The following is a 20056-nucleotide window of genomic DNA, read 5'->3' as shown; positions in this document are numbered from 1 at the left end:
GGAACCGAGTCTCGACAACGCAACGGCGCCCTGTTGCATTGAGCGTTCCCGCCTTCGGCGGCGCAGATCTTCCCGATGTGACGTCCGCTGGTTGTAGAGCTGGGCGTCCGACGCTCGACCGCCTCATCGAGTAGGAACCTTTTGTTCCGGTCTCGGCTGCCGAGTTCGGTGACCCACTTTGATCTTGCAGAAAGTCTTGCGGTAAGCGATCTTGGCGATCGCTCAATGCAACAGCGCCCTTCGGAGCATGCCGTAACCGGTCGCCGGGACGTTGCGTGCTCGATACCCTGGGTGGTCGTGACGATCCGAAGCCTCGTGCCGCTACCTGTGCGCCGGCACTTCCGTGATCTCAGCGCCAGCTACAGCACGCTCCGTTTGATCGCGGGTATGTGGGAGGACCAAGGGTTCACGCCGTCCGGTGAGCCGAACAACGAGAGCGGCGAGCGCCGCGGATTCTGGCGGGAGTTCGAGGACAACGTGGACTGGACCGATCCTGGCCACGTGAACCGTGTAGTGCGGGTCTACGAAACGCTGGTCGACGCCATTACGCCGGAGGAATTGGCGAGTACCCGCAAGTTCATGGATCGGCAAGGCTTCGACGTCGATGCCGAGGGAAGAATCAGGCCAAAGTCGAATACCGCACTTGCCATGGTCGCGGCGATGCCGCGGTCCCTGAACACCTTGCGGGACCCGGCGATGATCCTGGACTCGTTCGAACGGATCAACAGAGCGCTTCCGACCGACCCGGCGCAGGCCATTGGCTCCGCGAAGGAGTTGGTCGAGGCAACGGCGAAGACGGTGCTGGAAGAACTGGGCGTGCCGTTCGAGGACAAGACGGCCAAGCTGCCGCAGCTCATCGACAGGGCACAACGCGAGCTGGGACTCCACCCACAGACCGCCGCACCGGGGCCGGACGGTAGCCAGGCAGTCAAGCGCATCCTCGGCGGGCTGTCGGGCATCGCGCTCGGTCTCGGCGAGCTGCGTAACGAGGGCTGGGGAACCGGCCACGCCGCCCGCCGTACCGGTCTTCGTCCCCGTCACGGCTACCTTGCCGTCGGCGCTGCACACACCTGGTGCCAGGTCGTCCTCGACACGCTCGCGGACCCGTCCGCACCCTGGCGTACGCAGGTGGCTGACGCCACGGCAGGTTGAGGGAAAGATTTCACTTGCGTCGAGTGGTACGGGTGGCCGGAGACGGCCAGCGCTGCGGGCAGGTCTCTCATCGACCTCCTCAGTTCGCCGGCCTGGCGCTTCGGCGCACCAAACGGCGGGAGCCGCTTGGTCGGTGCTTCCTCGGTCGTTGGTACCTACCAAACCGCCAGTGAACTGGTTACCTTGGGTGCGGCAGTACATCCACATAGGTGACGGAGGGCCGGTGCTCAGCTTCGAGGAGCAGAGCTTCGTCCGAGCCATGCTGCGGCGGCTCCTCGAGGAACGCTTCGGCAAGTCCTTCGAGCGGTTCTTCCAGAACCTGATGTGCGCCCGCTATCCCGACTTCATTGATGTCAGGACCCACGGCAACCTCGGTGACATCGGGGCGGATGGGTTGAGCCTGCATGACGGCAAGCTCTACGCGTGCTACGCGCCCGAGGTCCCGGATGCAAAGGCTGTCCGGACGAAGTTCGCCGATGATCTTGAGAAGGCGATCGCCAAGCGAGGAGACCACTTCGACACCTTCGTGTTCGTGCACAACGACCTGCGCGGCGTCCACCCAGAGCTGTCGATCCTGTTGAGCGAGGCACGCGCCGCGCACTCGAGTCTGCGGTTCGAGCAGCGAGGGCCGCAGCACCTGCACCGGGAGCTATGCCGCTTGGAGCGCGACGAGATTCAGGAGCTGCTTGGCTGTGAGATTCCGGTGTCGGAGCGTGTGTACCGGATCGGGTTGGAGGACCTGGAGCCCCTCCTGACGCACTTGGTCGCGCAGCGGCGTCAGGCGACATCTCAGGCGCCCGCCCGCGAGGTCCCGCCTGAGAAGCTTGCCTACAACCGCCTTGCTATCGAGGATCGTGACGAGATCATCTCGGCCATGCGGTACACCCCGTTGGTGGACGAGTACTACCAGCAACGTCAGGACGTCACCGAGCGCGACGAGGTCGCGCAGGGCTTCAACGCCTACTACCAGCAGGTCAAGGCTGATTACGGCGACCCGGGGGACGTGTTGTGGAAGCTGCAGGAGTACGTCGCCGGCAACGCCCGCGGCCGACGTGATCACGAGCGGGCCGTGATGGTCGTCCTGGCGTACTTCTTCGAGACCTGCGACATCTTCGAAGAGCCGCCCACCAACTGGCGGGCCCCAGTTCTACAGGGAACAGGCTGATGATCACGCCGACGAAAGGTATCGCGCCGCAGCGGGCGCTGCTGGTCGTCGGGGCGCAGATCTTGCGGATCCTCGACCAACCGATGACGATCAGCCAGACGTGGACGAGGCTGCGGGAGTGGCGGACCGCCAACGGGCACCACGCGCCCGTACCGTTCTGGTGGTTCGTCCTCTCCCTGGATGTGCTGTTCGCGCTAGGGACGCTGGAACTGGAGCGGGAACTGCTCACGAGGAGGCAGGCGGATGTTGCGTCAGCTCGGAGCCGATGACCCGCGGTTCCGGACGCTGAGCTTCCACCCCGGGCTCAACATCCTCGTCGCCGACATCACCCCCGGGTCACGGGATACCGACAGCCGTAACGGTGCCGGCAAGTCCAGCATGATCGAACTATTGCACTTCCTCCTCGGAGAGCGGGCAGACGCCTCCACCCTTCCCGCACGTCCGGAATTGCGCGGCATCGAGTTCACTCTGTCACTCGACTGGCCGCAGCTCACCAAACCGCTGCAGGTGAGACGCATGGGATCGCGTCCCGGTTGGGTACACCTCGATCCGCTGCCGCCAGCCACCGACCGCGGCCAACTCGAGCTGAACACCGGTCACCTCCGGCTCGGGGAGTGGCAGCGCCTCATCGAACGCGACCTCTTCAGCCTGCCCGGCGAGCACGCCGGCATCAGCGGCCGGAGCCTGGTGTCGTTCCTCATTCGTCGCACCAGCTCCAACGGCTACAACGCCGCGGTGCGTAGTCACGGACGACAGTCCGACGCCGACGCGACCACGAACCTCGCCTACCTCTTCGGCCTCGACTGGCATCTCGCCGACCGATACCGGCTGCTCAAGGCGCGAGACACCGCACGGACCCAGATGCAGAAGGCTGCCCAGGACCCGCTGCTGGGCCGGATCATCGGCAAGGTTGCGGACCTGCGTAGCGAGATCGCCCTGGCCGAGCGGCGGGTGCGCGATCTGGAACGCCAGATCTCCGAGTTCCGCGTCGTCCCGCAGTACGAGCGTCTGCGTGAGCAGGCAGACGCGCTTGACCAGCAGATACGACAACTACGCGCACGCGACGTCGTGGATCGGCGCAATCTCCAGGACCTGGAACACGCGCTGCAGGAAACGACCGACCCTGACGTCAGCTATTTGGAGCCGGTATACGCCGAGCTCGGCGTGTTACTCAACGACCAGGTGCGGCGACGGTTCGACGAGGTCCAAGCCTTCCACGAGTCCGTCGTACGGAACCGTCGCCGCTACCTCGACGAGGAAGCCGCCACCATTCGGCAACGCCTCGCCCAGAGCGAAACCGACCGTCAACGCCTCGGCGACCAACTCGCCGCCACGCTCCGTACCCTGCAGGAAGGTGGGGCCCTAGAAGCTCTAACCACACTCCAACAGGTCCTCGCCCAGCAACAGGCACTCCTGTCCGCCCTGCGCCACCGCTACGAGGCCGCCCAGGCCCTTGAAGCGACGAAACGAGAAATCACCCAGGCCCGCCTGACGCTGCAGCAGGAGATGGACCGTGACATCGAGGACCGGCGGGGCTTCATCGACGAAGCGACCGTGATGTTCTCCGAGTTCGCCCGACGCCTCTACGGCCCCGGCCGCACCGCCCACCTCAAGTTCGAAGCCGGCGACAAGAGCCTGCGCATCGATCCGCACATCGACAGCGACAACAGCGCCGGCATCAGCAGCATGGTCATCTTCTGCTTCGACCTCACCCTCAGCGTCCTCGCAACGCGGGCAGGACGCGCCCCCGGCATCCTCGTCCACGACAGCCACCTGTTCGACGGCGTCGACGACCGCCAACTGGCCGCAGCCCTATCACTGGCTGCAGAGGTAACTGCTCGCGAGGGTCTCCAGTACATCGTCACCTTGAACTCAGACGATCTGGACAAAGCCCGACGCCGCAACTTCGTTGCCGACGAGTTTCTACTGTCGCAGCGACTGACTGACCGGTACAACGACGGCGGCCTCTTCGGTTTCCGATTCTGAGCGACTCACGAACCGGGCAGGCATCCGTCGTGTACATGCAGATTACCGAAGGCGACGGCGGCGCGAAACTCGATATCGCGCCATCGACCAGCTGACCGCCCTGCTGCAGCAGGCGCGATCCGCCACCCTCGCCGACGAGGCCAACCTGAGGGTCTGTTGCATTGGGTGGAGACATGATCAATCATCGGATTGATCGTTGTGGTCTGCTTGGCTGGTGAGGTCGCTGTCTCGTGTCCGGTCGGGGTCCCCGCCGCCGTCGGCGTTCGCCGGGTTCCGGTTCCCGCCGGAGGTGATCGTTCTCGCGGTCCGCTGGTACCTCCGGTTCAGCCTCTCGTATCGGGATGTGGAGGAACTGCTGGTCGAGCGCGGTGTGGAGGTGGATCACGTCACGGTCTACCGGTGGGTGCAGCGGTTCACCCTGCTACTGGCCGACGCTGCCCGGTTCGCCCGTCACGCACCAGGTGACCGCTGGTTCGTGGACGAGACGTACGTCAAGGTCAACGGTGTCTGGCGGTACGTCTATCGGCCCGTCGACCAGCATGGGCAGGTCATCGACGTGCTCGTCTCCGCCCGCCGGGACGCCGCCGCGGCCCGGCGGTTCTTCCAACGGGCCCTGACCACGCTGAAGGTCACGCCCGCCGAAGTGGTCACCGACGCCGCCCCTGTCTACCCCGGCGTGCTGGACGACCTGGTCCCGTCGGTGTGGCATCACGTCGAGCGGTACGCGAACAATCCGATCGAGGCTGATCACAGCCAGCTCAAACACCGGCTCAGACCGATGCGCGGGCTCCGCAACGACCGCACCGCCCAGACGATCATCACCGGACACGCCTTCGTCCAGAACCTCCGCCGCGGACACTACGAACTTGGACTCGAAGACCCGCCCGCACGACGGGTGGCCGTGGCGTTCACCGAACTCGCCCGAGCGCTCTGACCACAGACCCGACACGGGAACAACACGCCCACCGATCCCACAACGCAACGGCGCCCGGCAATCGCCTGCGGGGTCGTCGAGGCAGCGGTGGTGGCCCGGCTGGCGAGCCAGACGCCGATCGCGGCGGTCAGTAGCTGCCGGTCCATGGCCTGCAACAGCCGACGAATCATCGCCTCCGGCGGGCGCCGATCGGGAGTCATGCCCAGGGCGAGCGCCGTCGTGGCCGGAACATCGGCGACCCATTGGGCGATCGCCGCGTACGAGCGGTAGCCGGCGACCACGGCACACACCGCTGCGGTGACCACGACTGTCAGTTGGTGCCGGACACCTCGCCGGGCCCGTGGATCAGGCAGACCGGCGAGCGCTTCGGGTAGCCCACCAGCGGTTTCTGGCACGGTCAGAGCCGGTGCGTGGGACAGGGACGAGATCAGCGATGATGGCAGCGCGGGCATGACTCACTTCGGATGATCAGCATGGCGTAGAGAACCCTGATGATCTTCTGAACAGGTCATGCCCGTTTTGTGTCACCAACAGCGGCGCTTCTACTCCAAGACCTACAAGTCAGACACCGTCACGACTTTGCCGGGGCCCTGTTGCGGGGGCTATGTCAGTGATTGACCTTGGCTTATGTGAGGGCTCCGAAGACGGGCCACCTCCGCTAGAGTCAACCTTCCCAGCCTCGCCGCTGCTCGTGGCGTCGCTGTGTCGCACAAACCGAGAGTAGGAAGGTCCCGTGGCTAAGATACGGCACGCCCAGATTGTTGGATTAGCGGGAAGGGAAGGGACCTTCTCTGTAGATTTTAATGAAGACTTGAACATCTTTTGGGGCATGAATGGGTCGGGCAAGACTTCGTTTCTGAAAATTCTCCATAGTGCCCTGACGGGTGACCCAAGTTATATTGTTCGTGTTCCGTTCAAGTCTGCTTCGGTGACTTTTGAAGTCTCGTCAGGCGAGCGCTACACACGCACAATCCGGAAGACGTCCAGGCGGCCCAGTAAGCGCGAATTGGAATTCATTGAGGACTTGGCGGCATCGGGCCAAGCGGTCGAAGAGTTCATGCTTATGGAAATGAGTCGGCAGATGGCTTGGAAGACCGAGCCTGAAGGTCCAGTGCGGCGGCTTCGTCACGGTTATCTCCCGATCTCAAGAATGACTGACCTTGTTAGAGGATCGCGGCACGTTAGTACGGGGAGGCGGGATGTTGGAGGTCTTCTTGATGAAGCGCAGATCGATGAAGAATTTGCTCGTCAGACGCTTGCTTTATGGCGTGAATACAATAATCAAGCCCTGATTAAAATCCGCAGGGCTCAAGAGCAGGGTCTGGCTGAAGTGCTGTCTGCGATTCTGACTGGGGAAAGGTCGAGGCGTCGGACAAAGAATGCGGACACTATTCCGAGTGATCTCGCTTTCACGCTGGTGACTTCGTTCTTTCAGCAACAGCGAATCAGTCCCCAATTAAGTACGCGTGAGAAATTTCAAGAGAACTACGAGAAGAACGCACTCCTCCGAGATGTTGTGGCTCGAATAGCCGACGTGGAGGTGTCCATACGAATGGCGCAGGAGCCTCAGCGGCGTCTGACAAACTTGCTCTCGTCTCTCTTCTCGAGGGGTAAAGAGGTTGTGCTTGACTCGAGGTCTGTTGCGGTGCGGGTTGGGAGAGAAGAGATCCCTATCGAGTCATTGTCGAGTGGGGAGAAGCAAATTGTTCGAATTCTGTTGGAATGTTTGGCGGCTGGGAATCACTGCATCTTGATCGACGAGCCCGAGTTGTCGCTCCATGTTGACTGGCAGCATAGGCTCGTCGAGAGTATGCGTGCCGTGAATGATGAAGTTCAGATTATTCTGGCAACCCATTCGCCTGAGGTGATGGCTGAGATTCCGAATAGTAGGGTATTTGAGCTTTGAGTCGCAAACTCTCCTATTCTCGCGCCGGCTTCGTTGCCAGAATGCGAATGTCGAAAGTCGCTTCCCTCTTTCTTGTTGTGGAGGGACGTGAGGTTGATGTGCCATTCTATGAGCGCTTGGCCGTTAGTAGCCCTCGAGTTAAATCGGCAGGTGTTCAGATTTGGCTTATCGAGCAGATTAGTAGAGTGCCCGGCTCTTTGGCTCCGGCGCCGGGAGGTAAGAGCGCGGTTCTTTCGATGTACGATTACTGTCGTCGGCGAAGATCGCTTACGGTAGAAAATTCATCGGGCAGGCGATCGATTGTGTTCTGTCTAGATCGCGACAATGACGACGTGTCGGGTAGTCTTCGGCGGTCGCCGCATGTCGTCTACACTCGAACCTACGATGCCCTTGCTCACGCATTCGTATTCGGTGATTCGCGTGTCGCAATCATGTCGGCCGCTCATCTGGATGAACGGAGCGTCAATCAGTTCCTGGCGAGGCACGTGAACTGGCCGGGAGCGCTCTCTTTCCTGTGGGCTGAATGGATCACTCTATGTTGTCTCGCTAAAGCGCATAGTGCGTGGTGTCACGTAGGGTTCTCGAAAAAGTCAGTGGTAAATCAAGATCATTTCGGATCTATCGATGCAAAGGCAGTGAAGGGGGCGCTCAAGGCAATCGAGAGCAAATCCCAACTGCCGGCGCAGCGGCGCGAGGTGGTGAATAGGCTCGTTCGTGCTCGTGTGGAGCGTCGCATAAGGCAAGGGGAAGGTGCGTATCTGGTTCCCGGAGAATGGTTTGCTGAGTATCTCTCAAATCTGCTGTCCATATTTTTTGCCGGCTTCCCGGTTGGGTTGAAAGATTTTTCGGTCAGGGCATCGGTGGCTTTTGTTGACGCCTTGGACTACTCCGGCTCCTGGGCAGATTACTACCGGGATCGGTTTGAGGCCGTGATATAGCCGGCGAATGCTTTGGGTCGGCATCTCGGGTGTTATAGCTCTGTTCGAGCCTGCGGGCTTAACGTGAGTGGCGCGGCGGTGGGTTGGCTGGTCTGGAGGTTCACTGCCAGAGGTCACGCGGTGGATGCTGGTGCCTTAGGTCGCAGTGATGTGATCGTCAGCCTGCTGCTGCGTTGCTACGGCCCGTGCCGATGATATGTGATGAAATTGTGCCACCCCTTGATAGGATGTTAAAGCCGTCTTTAACCGGATTTCATGGCCGGCGATCGGTCTTGGGCGAGTTCGGCGTGTCGCGGTGACGGCAGATAGGGCTCTCCGGTAGGTGCACTGGCGATTAAACAGTAGTGTCATAAGGAGAGCCCTGTATGACTTTTTACCTATCGTCGGCGTCGGTGTAGCCAACCATTCAGCCGCCCCGGTCCATACACCTGCCCTCCCGCCGCCCGCGCCGCTGCCCGTCGGATACCAGCGGCGCCGAATGGGCACTGCTCGCCCCACTGGTGCGAAGGGCCAACCCGGCCGGCAGGGCGGAAGGCGACTGGTCCACCCACGCTGCGGCATCATCGACGCGATCCGCTACCTCGCCCACAACGGTGGCGTGTGGCGGGCACTATCAGCGGACTTCCCACCCGGGCAGACCGTCTACGACTACCACGCCCGCTGGACCGGCGACGGCACCGTCAACCGTGTCCATAACGCCGTACGCGACCAGGTAGGCACCACCGAGGGAGACGGCCGCGACCTTGCCGCGGCGATCATCGACTCCCAGTCCGTACGCTCCGCCGAAACCGTCACCGCCACCGGCCGCCGCTATGACGCCGGCAAGAAGACATCCGATGCGGAACTGCTGTCAAGCAGCGGAAGGTAGTCGCTGGTTGGCAGCGTCGGGGAAGGCGACGGTTTCATTGAAGGTGATGCGGTTGCTGAGGCAGTGGTGAAGGCAGCCGATCATGCGGTTGAACAGGTTGCGTTGGGCGGCGGTGTGCCGGTCGCCGGCTTGCCGGCGGCGGTCGTAGTGGGCTCTGGCGCCGGTGGAGTGGGTCAGGGCGGCGAAGGCCCAGACGTAGCCGACGGCGGCGAGTCGCTGGTTCTTGACCCGGCGAGCGAGGACGGCTCGGCTCTTGCCGGAGGCGCGGGTGACGGGCGCTGCTCCGGCGTAGGCCTTGAGGCCTCTGGCGTCGGTGAAGCGTGATCGGTCATCGCCGAGTTCGGCCAGGACGCGTGCGCCGCTGACGGCTCCGAGGCCGGGGAAGCTGGCGATGATCTCGGCATCGGGGTGAGCCTCGAACGCCTGCGTTGAGGCGTCTGCGAGGTCGTCAGCGCTGACGCAGGCGGCTTCCATCTGCCGCAGCAGCGCAAGGGACTGCCGTCCCATCGCCTGCTCGACCAGCGGCAGTTGCCGCATCTGCGGAACACGGAAAGCGTTGTGCAGCCGTTGCACCTCGGCGTCGATGGTGTTCTTGCGGCCGGCTTGCTTGAGCAGTGACCGCAGCTGGGCACGGGTGAGTTTCGCAGCCTGTTCGGGGGTAGGCGCCGCCGCGAGCAGCACTCGGGCGATGGGGTGGAAGACGCCTTCACGGCGAACGCCGACCGCGGCGAGGTATCCGGGGAAGTACTCACGCAGATGCGAGCAGAGCTTGTTACCGGCCTGGGTGCGGTCCCAGACGGCGTCCTGCTGAGCTCGGGCGAGGACCGCGACGGCCTGGGCCAGCTCAGTGTCGGTGGGCAACTGGCGGTGCGCGGCTGAGTCGGTGCGCAGGATGTTGGCGAGTGTCATGGCGTCGAGGTGGTCAGACTTCTTGCGGGTGAGCGTGTGTCGTTCGCGGTATCGGGCGACGGCCATCGGGTTGATCGCGTATACCCGCCGTCCGGTGGCGCGCAGACACGCGACGAGTAGTCCTCGCGACGTCTCGATCGCCACGGGGATGGGTTGTTCGGCGCAGTCGCCGTGCTCGGCGAGGACCTGCAGCAGCTGCGCGAGGCCTGCGGCGGTGTCGTCGATGCGGGCCCGGGCCAGCAAGGCCCCGGTGTCGTCGATGACGGCGATGTCATGGTGGTCACTGGCCCAGTCGATGCCGCAGAACACGGTCGGTTGATCCACGCTGTCTCCGTTGATAGGCGCAATCTGGCTGGTCGTTGTCGTGCAGGGCACGCGGCTCCCTAATGGAAGGGCTCGGTGGCCCGACATCCGATTGGTCGTTCGTAACCCCAGCAGCCCGCGGGGCCCTCGGTCTGATCAGGAGCTCGTCGGCTCCCGAACACGGTGGGAGGTGATTCCCGCGGGCGACTCGAACCACGATCATCTTCGTTGTCATCGCGCAATTAGGCACGTCGCCGGCGGCCAGCGTCAGCACCCGTCAGCCTTCTTTGAGGGCTGCACGCACGGATCAACGGAGGACGTAGTGCTGGCGCTGGCCGGCCGACGACGGACCCGCTGAAGTCGCCAAGCCGATCCACACTCAGAACTCGCGCTCGAGTGACCAGCAGACGTCAGCGGCTTCAACTTCTGCCCATTAGATCAACGGCCGCAAACGACACGTCACCGTCGACACGATCGGCAAGCTCCTGCTCGTCGCGGTCACCGCCGACTCCGTCCAGGATCGGACAGCCGGCCGCTCGCTGATCTACGCGGCGCCGTTGCGTTGTGGGATCGGTGGGCGTGTTGTTCCCGTGTCGGGTCTGTGGTCAGAGCGCTCGGGCGAGTTCGGTGAACGCCACGGCCACCCGTCGTGCGGGCGGGTCTTCGAGTCCAAGTTCGTAGTGTCCGCGGCGGAGGTTCTGGACGAAGGCGTGTCCGGTGATGATCGTCTGGGCGGTGCGGTCGTTGCGGAGCCCGCGCATCGGTCTGAGCCGGTGTTTGAGCTGGCTGTGATCAGCCTCGATCGGATTGTTCGCGTACCGCTCGACGTGATGCCACACCGACGGGACCAGGTCGTCCAGCACGCCGGGGTAGACAGGGGCGGCGTCGGTGACCACTTCGGCGGGCGTGACCTTCAGCGTGGTCAGGGCCCGTTGGAAGAACCGCCGGGCCGCGGCGGCGTCCCGGCGGGCGGAGACGAGCACGTCGATGACCTGCCCATGCTGGTCGACGGGCCGATAGACGTACCGCCAGACACCGTTGACCTTGACGTACGTCTCGTCCACGAACCAGCGGTCACCTGGTGCGTGACGGGCGAACCGGGCAGCGTCGGCCAGTAGCAGGGTGAACCGCTGCACCCACCGGTAGACCGTGACGTGATCCACCTCCACACCGCGCTCGACCAGCAGTTCCTCCACATCCCGATACGAGAGGCTGAACCGGAGGTACCAGCGGACCGCGAGAACGATCACCTCCGGCGGGAACCGGAACCCGGCGAACGCCGACGGCGGCGGGGACCCCGACCGGACACGAGACAGCGACCTCACCAGCCAAGCAGACCACAACGATCAATCCGATGATTGATCATGTCTCCACCCAATGCAACAGACCCCTTCTGGGCAACCGAAAATGAGGTTGAGTATCGGCAATGGCAGGTACAGCATGGTCGGGTGTTGACAAAGGAGTCAGAAGGCGAGCGTGACAACGTACCGCTGACGCCGATCTACCCGTTCAACCAGCCGGGAGAGGCGGTCGATCTCTACTCGGGGCCGATCGGCGGGCTGTACGACAGTGCGCTGGAAGGGACAATTCGGTTGGCCCCTTTCCCGTCCCCGGGCCTCCGCTGGGAGGTGGATGTACCGGACGCCGACGGCTACTTGATGAACAGCCCTCGCGATTTGTTCGACCTGACAGCGGGCCGGATGACCGGGCGCGGCCTGGTCACCAGTACGTCGTTCGGTTCCGCCGCAGGCACCTTGTCTAGCCTAGAGTTCGAGTCCGGCGATCCAATGGACCGCGTCCTCGTGCACTGGATGAATCTGCCGGACTATAGCGGCAACGCGACGCTCCGTTACGACACTGATGGCAGCAGGACTTGGACCTCTGGCCGTCTCGCCTTGGAAGTCGACGGTTGGGGTCTCACGCTCGATGGCCGGCCAGACAACAGTCGTCTCTTCAAAGACGACGTCGGCTTGGCGCGTTACGTCCTTACGCACGTTCTGGAACTCCGCCGCACTGACGGCGCCTCGTTTGATTCTGACAGTGCGAAGCGGGTGATCGAGGCGCTGCGGCTTTCGCTTTCCTTCGCAGCTGGCCGATGGGTCGCGCCGCCACTTACTGTCGGTTTCGACGCGATGGGCGGGGGGGCGTGGCAGCGGTGGGGGTCGCCGATCTGTGCACCTTACGAGAGGATTGGTTCACCGGTTATCAGTCCCGTCGTCTCCAGCGATCTAGAGGCGTTCATCAAGGCCAGCGTTGCCAGGCTTTACGATGGTGACGCCACCAACACTACCGGGTTCCAGATGCAGTTGGCGACGCAGACCTCCAATCTGGGTTTCGTGGAGAATCGAATCTTTTCCGCGTTTCCCGCAATCGAGAACTTAAGCTGGGAGACCTTCGTGCTTGGCGGGCTCGTTCCGAAGAAGGAGTTCGAGGACTCGAAGGTGTGGCCGACTGCACGCCGTCTCCGTGAACTTCTCGTCCGCGCACAGATTCCGGTCGACATTGACGAGAAGCGGTTACCCGTTCTGTATCGATTCGCCGTGGAAAAGGGAGTCGACGGTCCGGATATGGTTACCTGGGTGCGGAACAGGCTGATCCACCCCAAGAATCCACACGACGGTCTGTATGCACGGGAATCCTTGGTGGTGGAGGCCTGGCAGCAGAGCCGCGAGTACATCTGTCTCCTGCTGCTGCATGCAATCGGCTACACGGGTGGCTACCTGAGCGCGATTCCTCCTTACGGGTGGCTTGGAAACCCTACGCTGGTTCCCTGGACGGCGACCGATTCTCCGGCTTCGTGACGTCGTCGCGATGGTGAGGATCCCGAGAGTCGGGTATGAAAGTAGCGTCCGAGCGCCACTGAGCCATTTTTGTGCGGCCGGCAGAGCGCACGTTGATCGTGTAGGTGATTGATCTTCACTCGTTAGCTCGTCGTCCCCGCTTGGGTCACGTCCATAGACCAGAGTATGTGGACCACTTCACGGGAATCCAGTCAAGGAAGGCAGGTCAGGAAGGTAGCGAGATCGGGTGCCACAGCATGGGCGCGCCGACTCCGTAGAGTTCTCCGGGGGCGCGGATGAACGCGGGGTGGCTACGCATCGCCCGTTTCAGGGCGGTCGCGGGTATCGCGATCCCGCTGATACGGAGTTGGTCGCGTAGCTCACTGGGGGTCAATTGTCGTCCGTGGCGTGCGAGGTGACGTGCCGCAGCCTGTTCGACGGTTGCAGGGCCGTGTGGTTCGACGCCCCGCAGTGCATCACGGGCGGTCTGGCGTCCCTCGGCGGCTTCCGTCGCGGCCTCCACGACCGGGCCGGCCATCCTCCCGAGTTGACGCAGCCCCTCGCGGATTCGGTCGCGCTTGAAGCAGCCGAATCGGTACGCGAGCCACAACATCGCGCCCATGATCGCCGCGCCGGCGAATGGGTGCTGGCGCAGCCCGTGCACGGCTTGGGTTCCGAGGAACCCGGCTGCTCGGACGGCGATGTTGACCAAGGCGACGGTGTCCGCGAGGCTGGCCTCGAAGCCCGCCATGCGAATTAGAGTTCGCGCCGTCTCGACATAGGCGACCGCTGCCGCGGCGGTGATCCCAAGTCGCTCGAAGACTGTGTCGGCGCTCAAGATGATGGTCGGGGCGAGGAACTCAGCGAGGGCAGCGGTGCCCGCATCGTCCGGATCGCCTCGTAGCCTCTTGGGCAACGACGGGTCGACGGAAAGGAGCGGCCGGACGCGGGGGTGCAGGAAGTCGCGAATAGGCAGGTCGACCACCGGGATCGCGGGCATGATCACTTCTCGGAGCGTCGCTGCGGCGTCATCGGGCCTCACACGGTTCTTGTCGGCGACCGTCGGCAAGTACTTGACCGACTCCGCCGGAACGTGCGCGGCTACGAAGGTCCTGGAGCGCCCTGTCGCGGTCAGCCCACGAAAAACGTTGCCGTCCGGGCCGCTGCGAACCTCGTGGCACGCTCGCTGCAGCAGAACGTTCGTGTCTGCCACGGCGACGAGCGCCGTCCACGGCGCTGCCATCGGCCACGGCGTGGGGGCGCTACGTATCAGTGCAACAGGGTCAAGACCGTCACTCACAAGATGATTCTCTGCTGAAGGGGCCGTGCCGGTCACCAGGATTCCGGTCGGCGCGTAGGCCGTCGGCATGCCTCGCCAGACCAGAGGTCTACCGTTGGTCGCCGGGCCGCTCGTTGGACGTGGTCAGCCAGCCAGCGACGATGTTGAGGTCGGCGGTGAGCCCTTGCACCAGGGTGCAGCTGTCCGCTCCGGACGGGTGCGGCTGCCTGCAAGGACATGCCCAGATGCCAGTCGTGAGCCGGTCGACCGCGTGCGTGAGAACGGTACGCGAGTAGACCAGAGTCCTGCCGGCAATGGTCACCGGCTCGTAGTCCTGGTTGGTCCTGACCTGCGCGCCGATGCCGACGATCGCGTCGGCCGCGTCGGTCAGGACGCCGGCGGCGTCGGCGGAATCCTTGTTGATCTGCTCGGTGGCCAGCTTGCACACCATGCCGAGCGCGGCGATCACCCGTCCCGCGTCCGGCACGGTGATGGTCACGGGGTCGGCTTCGGCCATCACCTCGCGGTAGGTGGCGGCGTGCTCGCCGAGGACGTTCGCCAACAGCGAGATGTTGTGCGGGGTGGTGTAGGTCTGCAGCGCGGTTCGTTCGGTGACGCCGAGCTGGTTGGCGGTGGCGGTGACTCGTTCGGCGAGGAGGTCCGCGGCTTCGGCGGGTGCGAAGACCACTCCGAGCCGGTGGGCTTCTTCCTCAAGCTGGGCGAGTCGCTCCTTGAAGAGCTTGGTGTTCCGAAGGTCGGCCATCGAAGTCCCCCTATCTCACCTTCGGTTGCCGTCTCTGTCGGTAGTCGGGGTCCCTGGCACCTTAACGCGCCGATCCGACCACATTGGGTCGCGTTGTTCGTTGCTCCGAGTGTTGGTTGGCTTACCAGTAGTTGCCTGAATTGTCTTGCCATCGTTCGACGTGGACTGTGGTGCTCGGCCGTCCAGAGCTGCTGCGGCACTCGTGCTCGGCCGGTGCGTGGCAACGGGGACACGTGTGATCGGACCATGTCCAGATCGGCAGCGCCGCTGTGGGATCGGTCTGCTTGCGGTGGTGGGTGAGGTGGCGGGCGAGTGCGGCCCGTTGCTCGTCGAGGTCATAGGAGGATTCCTGGTACTCCAGCCAGGTAAATGGTTCACCTGAGTCGGCGGCTGCACCCGGACCTTCCGGGCAGTAGGTGCATACGGCGATGTAGAGCCGTCCCGCCGAGCATTGGATGTGTGGCTCGGGCGTCCCCACCTACGGGGAGGGGCCGTCGCAGTCGACGATGGGGTAGGTCGGAAGGATGTCCGGGTCTTGGTCGGGACCCGGTCCGGCGACTGCGTCAGCGATGCGTTCTACTGCCTCCGCGATGCGTCTGAGGTAGTCGTCGTCTTGGCGGTGATCGTCAGCCCTGTGGAAGGTTGGGTAGGGGCGGGCCTGCCGGGGGTGGGTCACCGGGCCCAGCGTAGCCATGGGCGAATGTGAGTGCGTCGAGTACGTGTGGCTGAAGGCAACGCTGTCAGCGTCCGAAAGTTGCCGTGATCGTGTGGGCCGGGGCAGTTGCAGCGGTCGTCGCGCCGGCTATCGGGGCCAGGGCGGCGATCTGTGGTGCTCCGTGGGTGCTCGGACGTCGGGGAACTGGCACGGACGCATCAGGAGGTAGCCGGAGTTCGAGGCTTCCACAAGCGTTCCGAAGAATCCATAAGTCTAGATGGCTGGGGTCTGTGGGGCTAGGACCTGGGCGGATGGGTCGGGATGGGGTCGGACCGGGTGGGTTGCGGTCGGACGCTTCTTGCCGTAAGGTCGACTCTGGATGAGAGTGCGCGTCTGCTTCGGACTACGGATCAGAAGGTTAGGGGTTCGAGTCCCTTCGGGCGCACAGAATCAACAGGGGTCTGACCTGCAGGAATGTCGGTCAGGCCCCTTGTTTGTTTCGTCCCTTGTGGATGGTTGGGTGCTCGGTGGGTGCTCGTGCGACGAGCATCCCTTGCGTCCAGGCCTGTCCAGCGGCGGCCCGTCCTGTCCGGGTTGGTTTGGATCATGGTGTCCCTGTCGGCCCGCAAGTCCGGATAGTGGGACGTCGTTCTGTGGGCGAGGCGCTGCTCTTCCGGGCCGGGATCGCGGTGCTGGCGGTGCGTCTTCGTCAAGATTTCCGGTGTGCGGGCGCCAAGGCGAGCGGTGCGAAGTCCGGCTCCGGTCTCATTCCGAGGGGCCGGAGCCGGACACCTTTGGTGGAGCCGTTCAATGGTGCCCTCGGCCGAAGGGCGCCGACCTTCTGTCAAGGCATCGAACACGGTAACAGCCGCACCCAATCTATCTCGTGGCGGTGGCTGTGGAGGTCAACGCCCGTCGGGTGTCGATGCCGAGATCGACGGGGCGTAGCAGGGCGGTCAGCGCGTTGATCGTGCGGGTGCGTTCGCTGCTCGGTGGTGCGGTGACAGGCACTGCGGTAGTCGCGTCATGCCTTCCGCGTCCGGGTTCGGCTCGAGCCCGCCGGTCAATCCGCTCCTGATCTTGACGTATGCCTCCTCCACCTGGGCGCCACGGTGACGACACGCCACCGTCGAAATCGTTTGGCGGATCCGGTTCGAGGAGGTCGAACCCGATCTTGCATGCATCGACGGATGGCTTCGTGTCCGTTCATGGAGCTTGATCCGGTAGTCGATTCCTTTCTGGGTGACATCGTTGCCCAGGATGCAGTGCGAGCACGTGAACGTGTTTCTGGCCGCGACGCTCGAGATGTTGAGCCGGACTCTGATACCCGTGCCGGCGTTGCCTGCACCATGGGCGGGTTCAACGCAAGCGCTATCGCGGCACCCTCACGACGGCAAGAACTCTCCGCACGAGGCAACCTTCCGGCGCGAGCGATCCTTCGGCGAGTGTCGAAAAGGACCTCCGGAGGGAAACGGCGCGTCCCGATGAGTGGACGGTACTCGATTTCGCCGTCAAGTATGTTGCGAACCTGGCCGCGCCTGAGTGTCACAACTGAAAATGATGAGTTCCGCAATTGTAAATTCGGCCTTAGGTTCGCCTCTGATTGATCGGGAACCCGCAGGTCAACCGGGGTCATCAGCGTGAAATTTCGTGTCGCGCGATAATAACCCCACGATGTCGACGGAAAACGTCAGATGTTCTGTCCCGGTCGGATCGTCGGCGGTGTGCGGGCAGAGGCGGCGGGATATCGTCCATTGACCATCCGCGAATGGCGGTCCAGAATCGATTACTAACCCCGGTAGGCGGTGCCCTCGCGCCCCGCCGGCAAGTGGTGGCACCGCCTACCGGCGGTTTCACGTCGGGTGCCTCACGTCGACGCATCGACTCAGGCCCCCGTCCGCCGTTCGCCGTTTGCCCAGAAATTCCAGACACCACATCCGGGCGACACTAGAAACTGCCCGGCCCATAGCCACTCCTGAGCCTTTTTCATCGTGAGCAGGGCTGGTCTGGGCAGGCCGGGCGGGGATGGCGTGTCGCTGCTCCAGATAGGACGAAGCTCCCGGTAGGACAGCAGTCGACCAAGACACACCGCCCGCCACGGGAGCTTCGTTGCTTGCCTATCCTGCCAGCATCCCCCTGTCCACGCGCAGCCTGACCCGCCTGACCGACCTGATCCGCGCCCGCAGGGTCTCCCTTGGCGGCCGGTGGCGCAGACTACCGGCGCAGCGGCAGGCGTTGATGGCCCTGGCCCACCTGCGCAACGGCGACACCCTCACCCGCCTGGCCGCCGGGTTCGGGGTATCGGTGACCACCGCGTGGCGATACCTACGAGAAGCCGTCGACCTACTCGCCACCTGCGCACCAGACCTCACCGAAGCAATGCACACGGCGGCGCGGCTGGCGTTCGCGATCCTCGACGGAACGCTGATCCCGATCGACCGGGTCGCCGACCAGCGGCCGTACTACTCGGGCAAGCACAAGCGGCACGGAGTCAACGTGCAGGTCCTGGCCGACCCCGCCGGCCGGCTCAAATGGGCTTCGGCCGCGCTACCCGGATCGACGCACGACCTGACCGCCGCCCGCACCCACGGCCTCATCGACGCCCTGACCACCGCGAATGTGATGACCTTCGCGGACAAGGGCTACCAGGGCGCCGGCGGCACCGTCTGGACACCCTTCAAACGCCGACGCACCCGCCTGTCCCGCCGCCAGAAGACCGTCAACCGCCACCACGCCAAGATCCGAGCCCTCGGCGAACGCGCCGTCGCGACCCTCAAGAGCTGGAAGATCCTCACCAAGCTCCGCTGCTGCCCCCGCCGCGCCACCGCGATCGTGCAGGCCATCCTCGTCCTCCAAGCCGCGGAGGACGCCCGCTACCCACGATGAAAATGGCTCCCTATACCGCAATGGCCCGAAGGCCGACTTCGAGGCCCGGTATCCGTGCGCCGGGGCGCTGCTGACCCGGCGGCTGAACCTGGACCTGATCACGAGCATGTGGGACGACCTGCTGCGGGTCGCCGCGTCCGTGCAGGGCGGACACGCCACCGCGGCGCTGGTCGTGGGGAAGCTGTGCTCGTCAAAGCGGCAGCAGAGCGATGGCGCTGCTACATCCGCTGTTGTTCTCGCGGGGTGCGATGCGGTAGGGCCTCGACGGGCCGGCGCAGATTGTGGTGCGGGCGCAAGTCCTCGACCTGACCTACCTCGCCGTCGCGCCGGCCCTGCCGTACCCCGCGTTGGAGGACGCCACCCGCGCGTACGTGGCGTTCCTCGATAGCCTGGCCGACCAGCGCAAGCTGCTGCACCGGCAGGTCACCCTCGCCGTCCGCGGCCCGCGGAAACCGAGACGCTACGCGCCCTCGCCGGCTGCGACGTTCCCGCCCTGGCGCTGAACGGCCGGCCCGGACACCGGGATGCTGCTCGCGGCCAGCCTCGACCTCACCGCCCCGCCACTCACGCCCTACGCCTGCCCAACGGAAGTGAGGAACCGTGAACCCGCGCGCGGCTGCTGCCGAAGCGGCGTCATGCCGTGCCCGAATCGGCCACGATCCTGCCCGGCCAACCGGACCCTGACGACGTCGGCGGCCGACACGTGCGGGCCGCAGCACGACTACAGCACCACCCATGCCGTTGTCGGCTACCACAACCCCTGGTGCACGGTGTTCCCACCGCGCCGTCCGGACCAGACCGGCGCCGCGCCGACGGCTGGCCGGTCCACCGACGTGGCCCCACGCTGGCCGACCCAGGGGTGACCTTCGACTCACCCGAGGGTGATGGGAAGTGCTGCTACCACTGCGGCAGGCTGTTTTGAACACGGGTGAGTGGCCCACGTCGACCGTGCGCCGTCCAGGACCTCGGCCGATCGCGACGGGTTTTGACGTGTTCGGCGCGCAGGTCAGTCGGCGGTGTCGTTCATGACGAGGCCGGCTTTCTGGAGCACGTCGCGGCCGGCCCAGCCGCCCGCCAGCGGAAACGCCGAACCGTTTCGCATCGCGTCTTGAAGCGGGCCCGCCCACAAGTGCTCGATGAGGAGGATGACGAGGTTGGTGCCCGCCGGGACGCTGACCGTCGGATCGGGGATGGGGGTTCCCTGCACGAGGAAGCCAGAGGCATCCGTCGTGTAGGAGCTGAAAGCCCTGTGAGCTCCAGCCGACGTCAATATTTTCCTGATGAGGTTTCCATCCCAATCGCTGATCGCTTCGATCGCCTGTTCGGTGATGGTGCGGTCCCTGGCCTTGTGGATGGCGTAGACATCAAGCAGCCTGACGGCGTCACTCGACCGGAGCAGATTGATCTGGCGCCCAATCTCCTTTGGCAGTTCCGCCTGCTTGTAGCCGATGGCGAGGATTTGCACGGCACCGATCACAGCCAATCCCTTCGACGCTGACGGACCCCCTTCGTCCGCCACGCTCGGCGGGGTA

The 20056-nt window shown here is 64.2% G+C and carries 18 protein-coding genes and 1 pseudogene; 12 read left to right on the top strand and 7 right to left on the bottom strand.

Annotated features, from left to right (window positions below; translation table 11 throughout):
* Nucleotides 1-297 precede the first annotated feature (297 nt).
* The 5 genes from QCD66_RS35505 (at nucleotide 298) to QCD66_RS35485 (ending at nucleotide 5237) form a co-directional block, all read left to right on the top strand.
* Nucleotides 298-1152 carry an abortive infection family protein gene (locus tag QCD66_RS35505; RefSeq protein WP_375737131.1) on the top strand — a complete coding sequence of 285 codons (855 nt, stop codon included), beginning with the start codon at nucleotides 298-300 and terminating at the stop codon, nucleotides 1150-1152.
* A 223-nt stretch (nucleotides 1153-1375) separates the two neighbouring features.
* Entirely contained in the window at nucleotides 1376-2317 is a 942-nt protein-coding gene (locus QCD66_RS35500; RefSeq protein WP_375737132.1) for an ABC-three component system protein, read from the top strand.
* Nucleotides 2317-2586 (top strand): ABC-three component system middle component 6, encoded by a 270-nt coding sequence (locus tag QCD66_RS35495; protein WP_358185013.1) that lies wholly within the window; start codon nucleotides 2317-2319, stop codon nucleotides 2584-2586. Before QCD66_RS35500 ends, QCD66_RS35495 begins: the two co-directional genes overlap by 1 nt.
* Nucleotides 2561-4303: an ABC-three component system protein gene (locus QCD66_RS35490; RefSeq protein WP_375737133.1), complete on the top strand. Its 1743-nt coding sequence runs from the start codon at nucleotides 2561-2563 to the stop codon at nucleotides 4301-4303. Before QCD66_RS35495 ends, QCD66_RS35490 begins: the two co-directional genes overlap by 26 nt.
* 223 nt (nucleotides 4304-4526) lie before the next feature.
* Nucleotides 4527-5237: an IS6 family transposase gene (locus QCD66_RS35485; protein ID WP_407567271.1), complete on the top strand. Its 711-nt coding sequence runs from the start codon at nucleotides 4527-4529 to the stop codon at nucleotides 5235-5237.
* Here the strand turns inward: QCD66_RS35485 and QCD66_RS35480 are convergent.
* Entirely contained in the window at nucleotides 5162-5689 is a 528-nt protein-coding gene (locus QCD66_RS35480; protein ID WP_407566949.1) for a transposase family protein, read from the bottom strand. The genes QCD66_RS35485 and QCD66_RS35480 overlap by 76 nt on opposite strands.
* Before the next feature lie 281 nt (nucleotides 5690-5970).
* Between QCD66_RS35480 and QCD66_RS35475 the strand changes: the two genes are divergently transcribed.
* The 3 genes from QCD66_RS35475 to QCD66_RS35465 all read left to right on the top strand — a co-directional run bounded on the left by QCD66_RS35475 (nucleotide 5971) and on the right by QCD66_RS35465 (nucleotide 8949).
* Nucleotides 5971-7143: an AAA family ATPase gene (locus QCD66_RS35475; RefSeq protein ID WP_375737227.1), complete on the top strand. Its 1173-nt coding sequence runs from the start codon at nucleotides 5971-5973 to the stop codon at nucleotides 7141-7143.
* A 332-nt stretch (nucleotides 7144-7475) separates the two neighbouring features.
* Nucleotides 7476-8081, top strand: a complete 606-nt coding sequence (locus QCD66_RS35470) for a hypothetical protein (RefSeq protein WP_375737228.1) — start codon at nucleotides 7476-7478, stop codon at nucleotides 8079-8081.
* Between the two features lie 478 nt (nucleotides 8082-8559).
* A complete protein-coding gene (locus QCD66_RS35465; RefSeq protein ID WP_375737229.1) occupies nucleotides 8560-8949 on the top strand; it encodes a transposase in 390 nt (129 codons plus the stop codon).
* Here the strand turns inward: QCD66_RS35465 and QCD66_RS35460 are convergent.
* Nucleotides 8932-10182: an IS110 family transposase gene (locus tag QCD66_RS35460; protein WP_375737230.1), complete on the bottom strand. Its 1251-nt coding sequence runs from the start codon at nucleotides 10180-10182 to the stop codon at nucleotides 8932-8934. The genes QCD66_RS35465 and QCD66_RS35460 overlap by 18 nt on opposite strands.
* A 584-nt stretch (nucleotides 10183-10766) precedes the next feature.
* Complete coding sequence (locus QCD66_RS35455) at nucleotides 10767-11477, bottom strand: IS6 family transposase (RefSeq protein WP_407567271.1); 711 nt, start codon at nucleotides 11475-11477, stop codon at nucleotides 10767-10769.
* A gap of 132 nt (nucleotides 11478-11609) precedes the next feature.
* Between QCD66_RS35455 and QCD66_RS35450 the strand changes: the two genes are divergently transcribed.
* Complete coding sequence (locus QCD66_RS35450) at nucleotides 11610-12962, top strand: hypothetical protein (RefSeq protein WP_407566948.1); 1353 nt, start codon at nucleotides 11610-11612, stop codon at nucleotides 12960-12962.
* Between the two features lie 205 nt (nucleotides 12963-13167).
* Here the strand turns inward: QCD66_RS35450 and QCD66_RS35445 are convergent, their stop codons facing one another.
* The 3 genes from QCD66_RS35445 to QCD66_RS35435 form a co-directional block, all read right to left on the bottom strand.
* Nucleotides 13168-14184, bottom strand: a complete 1017-nt coding sequence (locus QCD66_RS35445; RefSeq protein ID WP_375735915.1) for a hypothetical protein — start codon at nucleotides 14182-14184, stop codon at nucleotides 13168-13170.
* 145 nt (nucleotides 14185-14329) lie between these two features.
* Nucleotides 14330-14983: a hypothetical protein gene (locus tag QCD66_RS35440; protein WP_375735914.1), complete on the bottom strand. Its 654-nt coding sequence runs from the start codon at nucleotides 14981-14983 to the stop codon at nucleotides 14330-14332.
* 1534 nt (nucleotides 14984-16517) lie between these two features.
* The gene (locus QCD66_RS35435) at nucleotides 16518-16649 is read right to left on the bottom strand and encodes a hypothetical protein (RefSeq protein ID WP_375735918.1); all 132 of its coding nucleotides are present in this window, start codon (nucleotides 16647-16649) and stop codon (nucleotides 16518-16520) included.
* Nucleotides 16650-17747: 1098 nt separating this feature from the next.
* Between QCD66_RS35435 and QCD66_RS35430 the strand changes: the two genes are divergently transcribed.
* The 3 genes and pseudogenes from QCD66_RS35430 (at nucleotide 17748) to QCD66_RS35420 (ending at nucleotide 19027) form a co-directional block, all read left to right on the top strand.
* On the top strand, nucleotides 17748-18524 hold the full coding sequence (locus QCD66_RS35430) for a transposase family protein (RefSeq protein ID WP_375735913.1): 777 nt from the start codon (nucleotides 17748-17750) through the stop codon (nucleotides 18522-18524).
* Nucleotides 18525-18531: 7 nt separating this feature from the next.
* Nucleotides 18532-18756, top strand: a pseudogene (locus QCD66_RS35425) (Tn3 family transposase); the annotation flags it as partial.
* 52 nt (nucleotides 18757-18808) lie between these two features.
* Nucleotides 18809-19027, top strand: a complete 219-nt coding sequence (locus tag QCD66_RS35420; RefSeq protein WP_375735912.1) for a hypothetical protein — start codon at nucleotides 18809-18811, stop codon at nucleotides 19025-19027.
* 503 nt (nucleotides 19028-19530) lie between these two features.
* On the opposite strand, the gene QCD66_RS35415 is transcribed toward QCD66_RS35420, so the two are convergent.
* Nucleotides 19531-20001, bottom strand: coding sequence for a hypothetical protein (locus tag QCD66_RS35415; protein ID WP_375735911.1), 471 nt, complete (start codon nucleotides 19999-20001; stop codon nucleotides 19531-19533).
* Nucleotides 20002-20056: the final 55 nt, after the last annotated feature.

This window comes from Polymorphospora sp. A560, from assembly GCF_045781765.1.
Classification (GTDB): Bacteria; Actinomycetota; Actinomycetes; order Mycobacteriales; family Micromonosporaceae; genus Polymorphospora; species Polymorphospora lycopeni.
The sequence above is the reverse complement of the archived record's forward strand: the minus strand, read 5'-3'. Positions and strand labels throughout refer to the sequence as shown.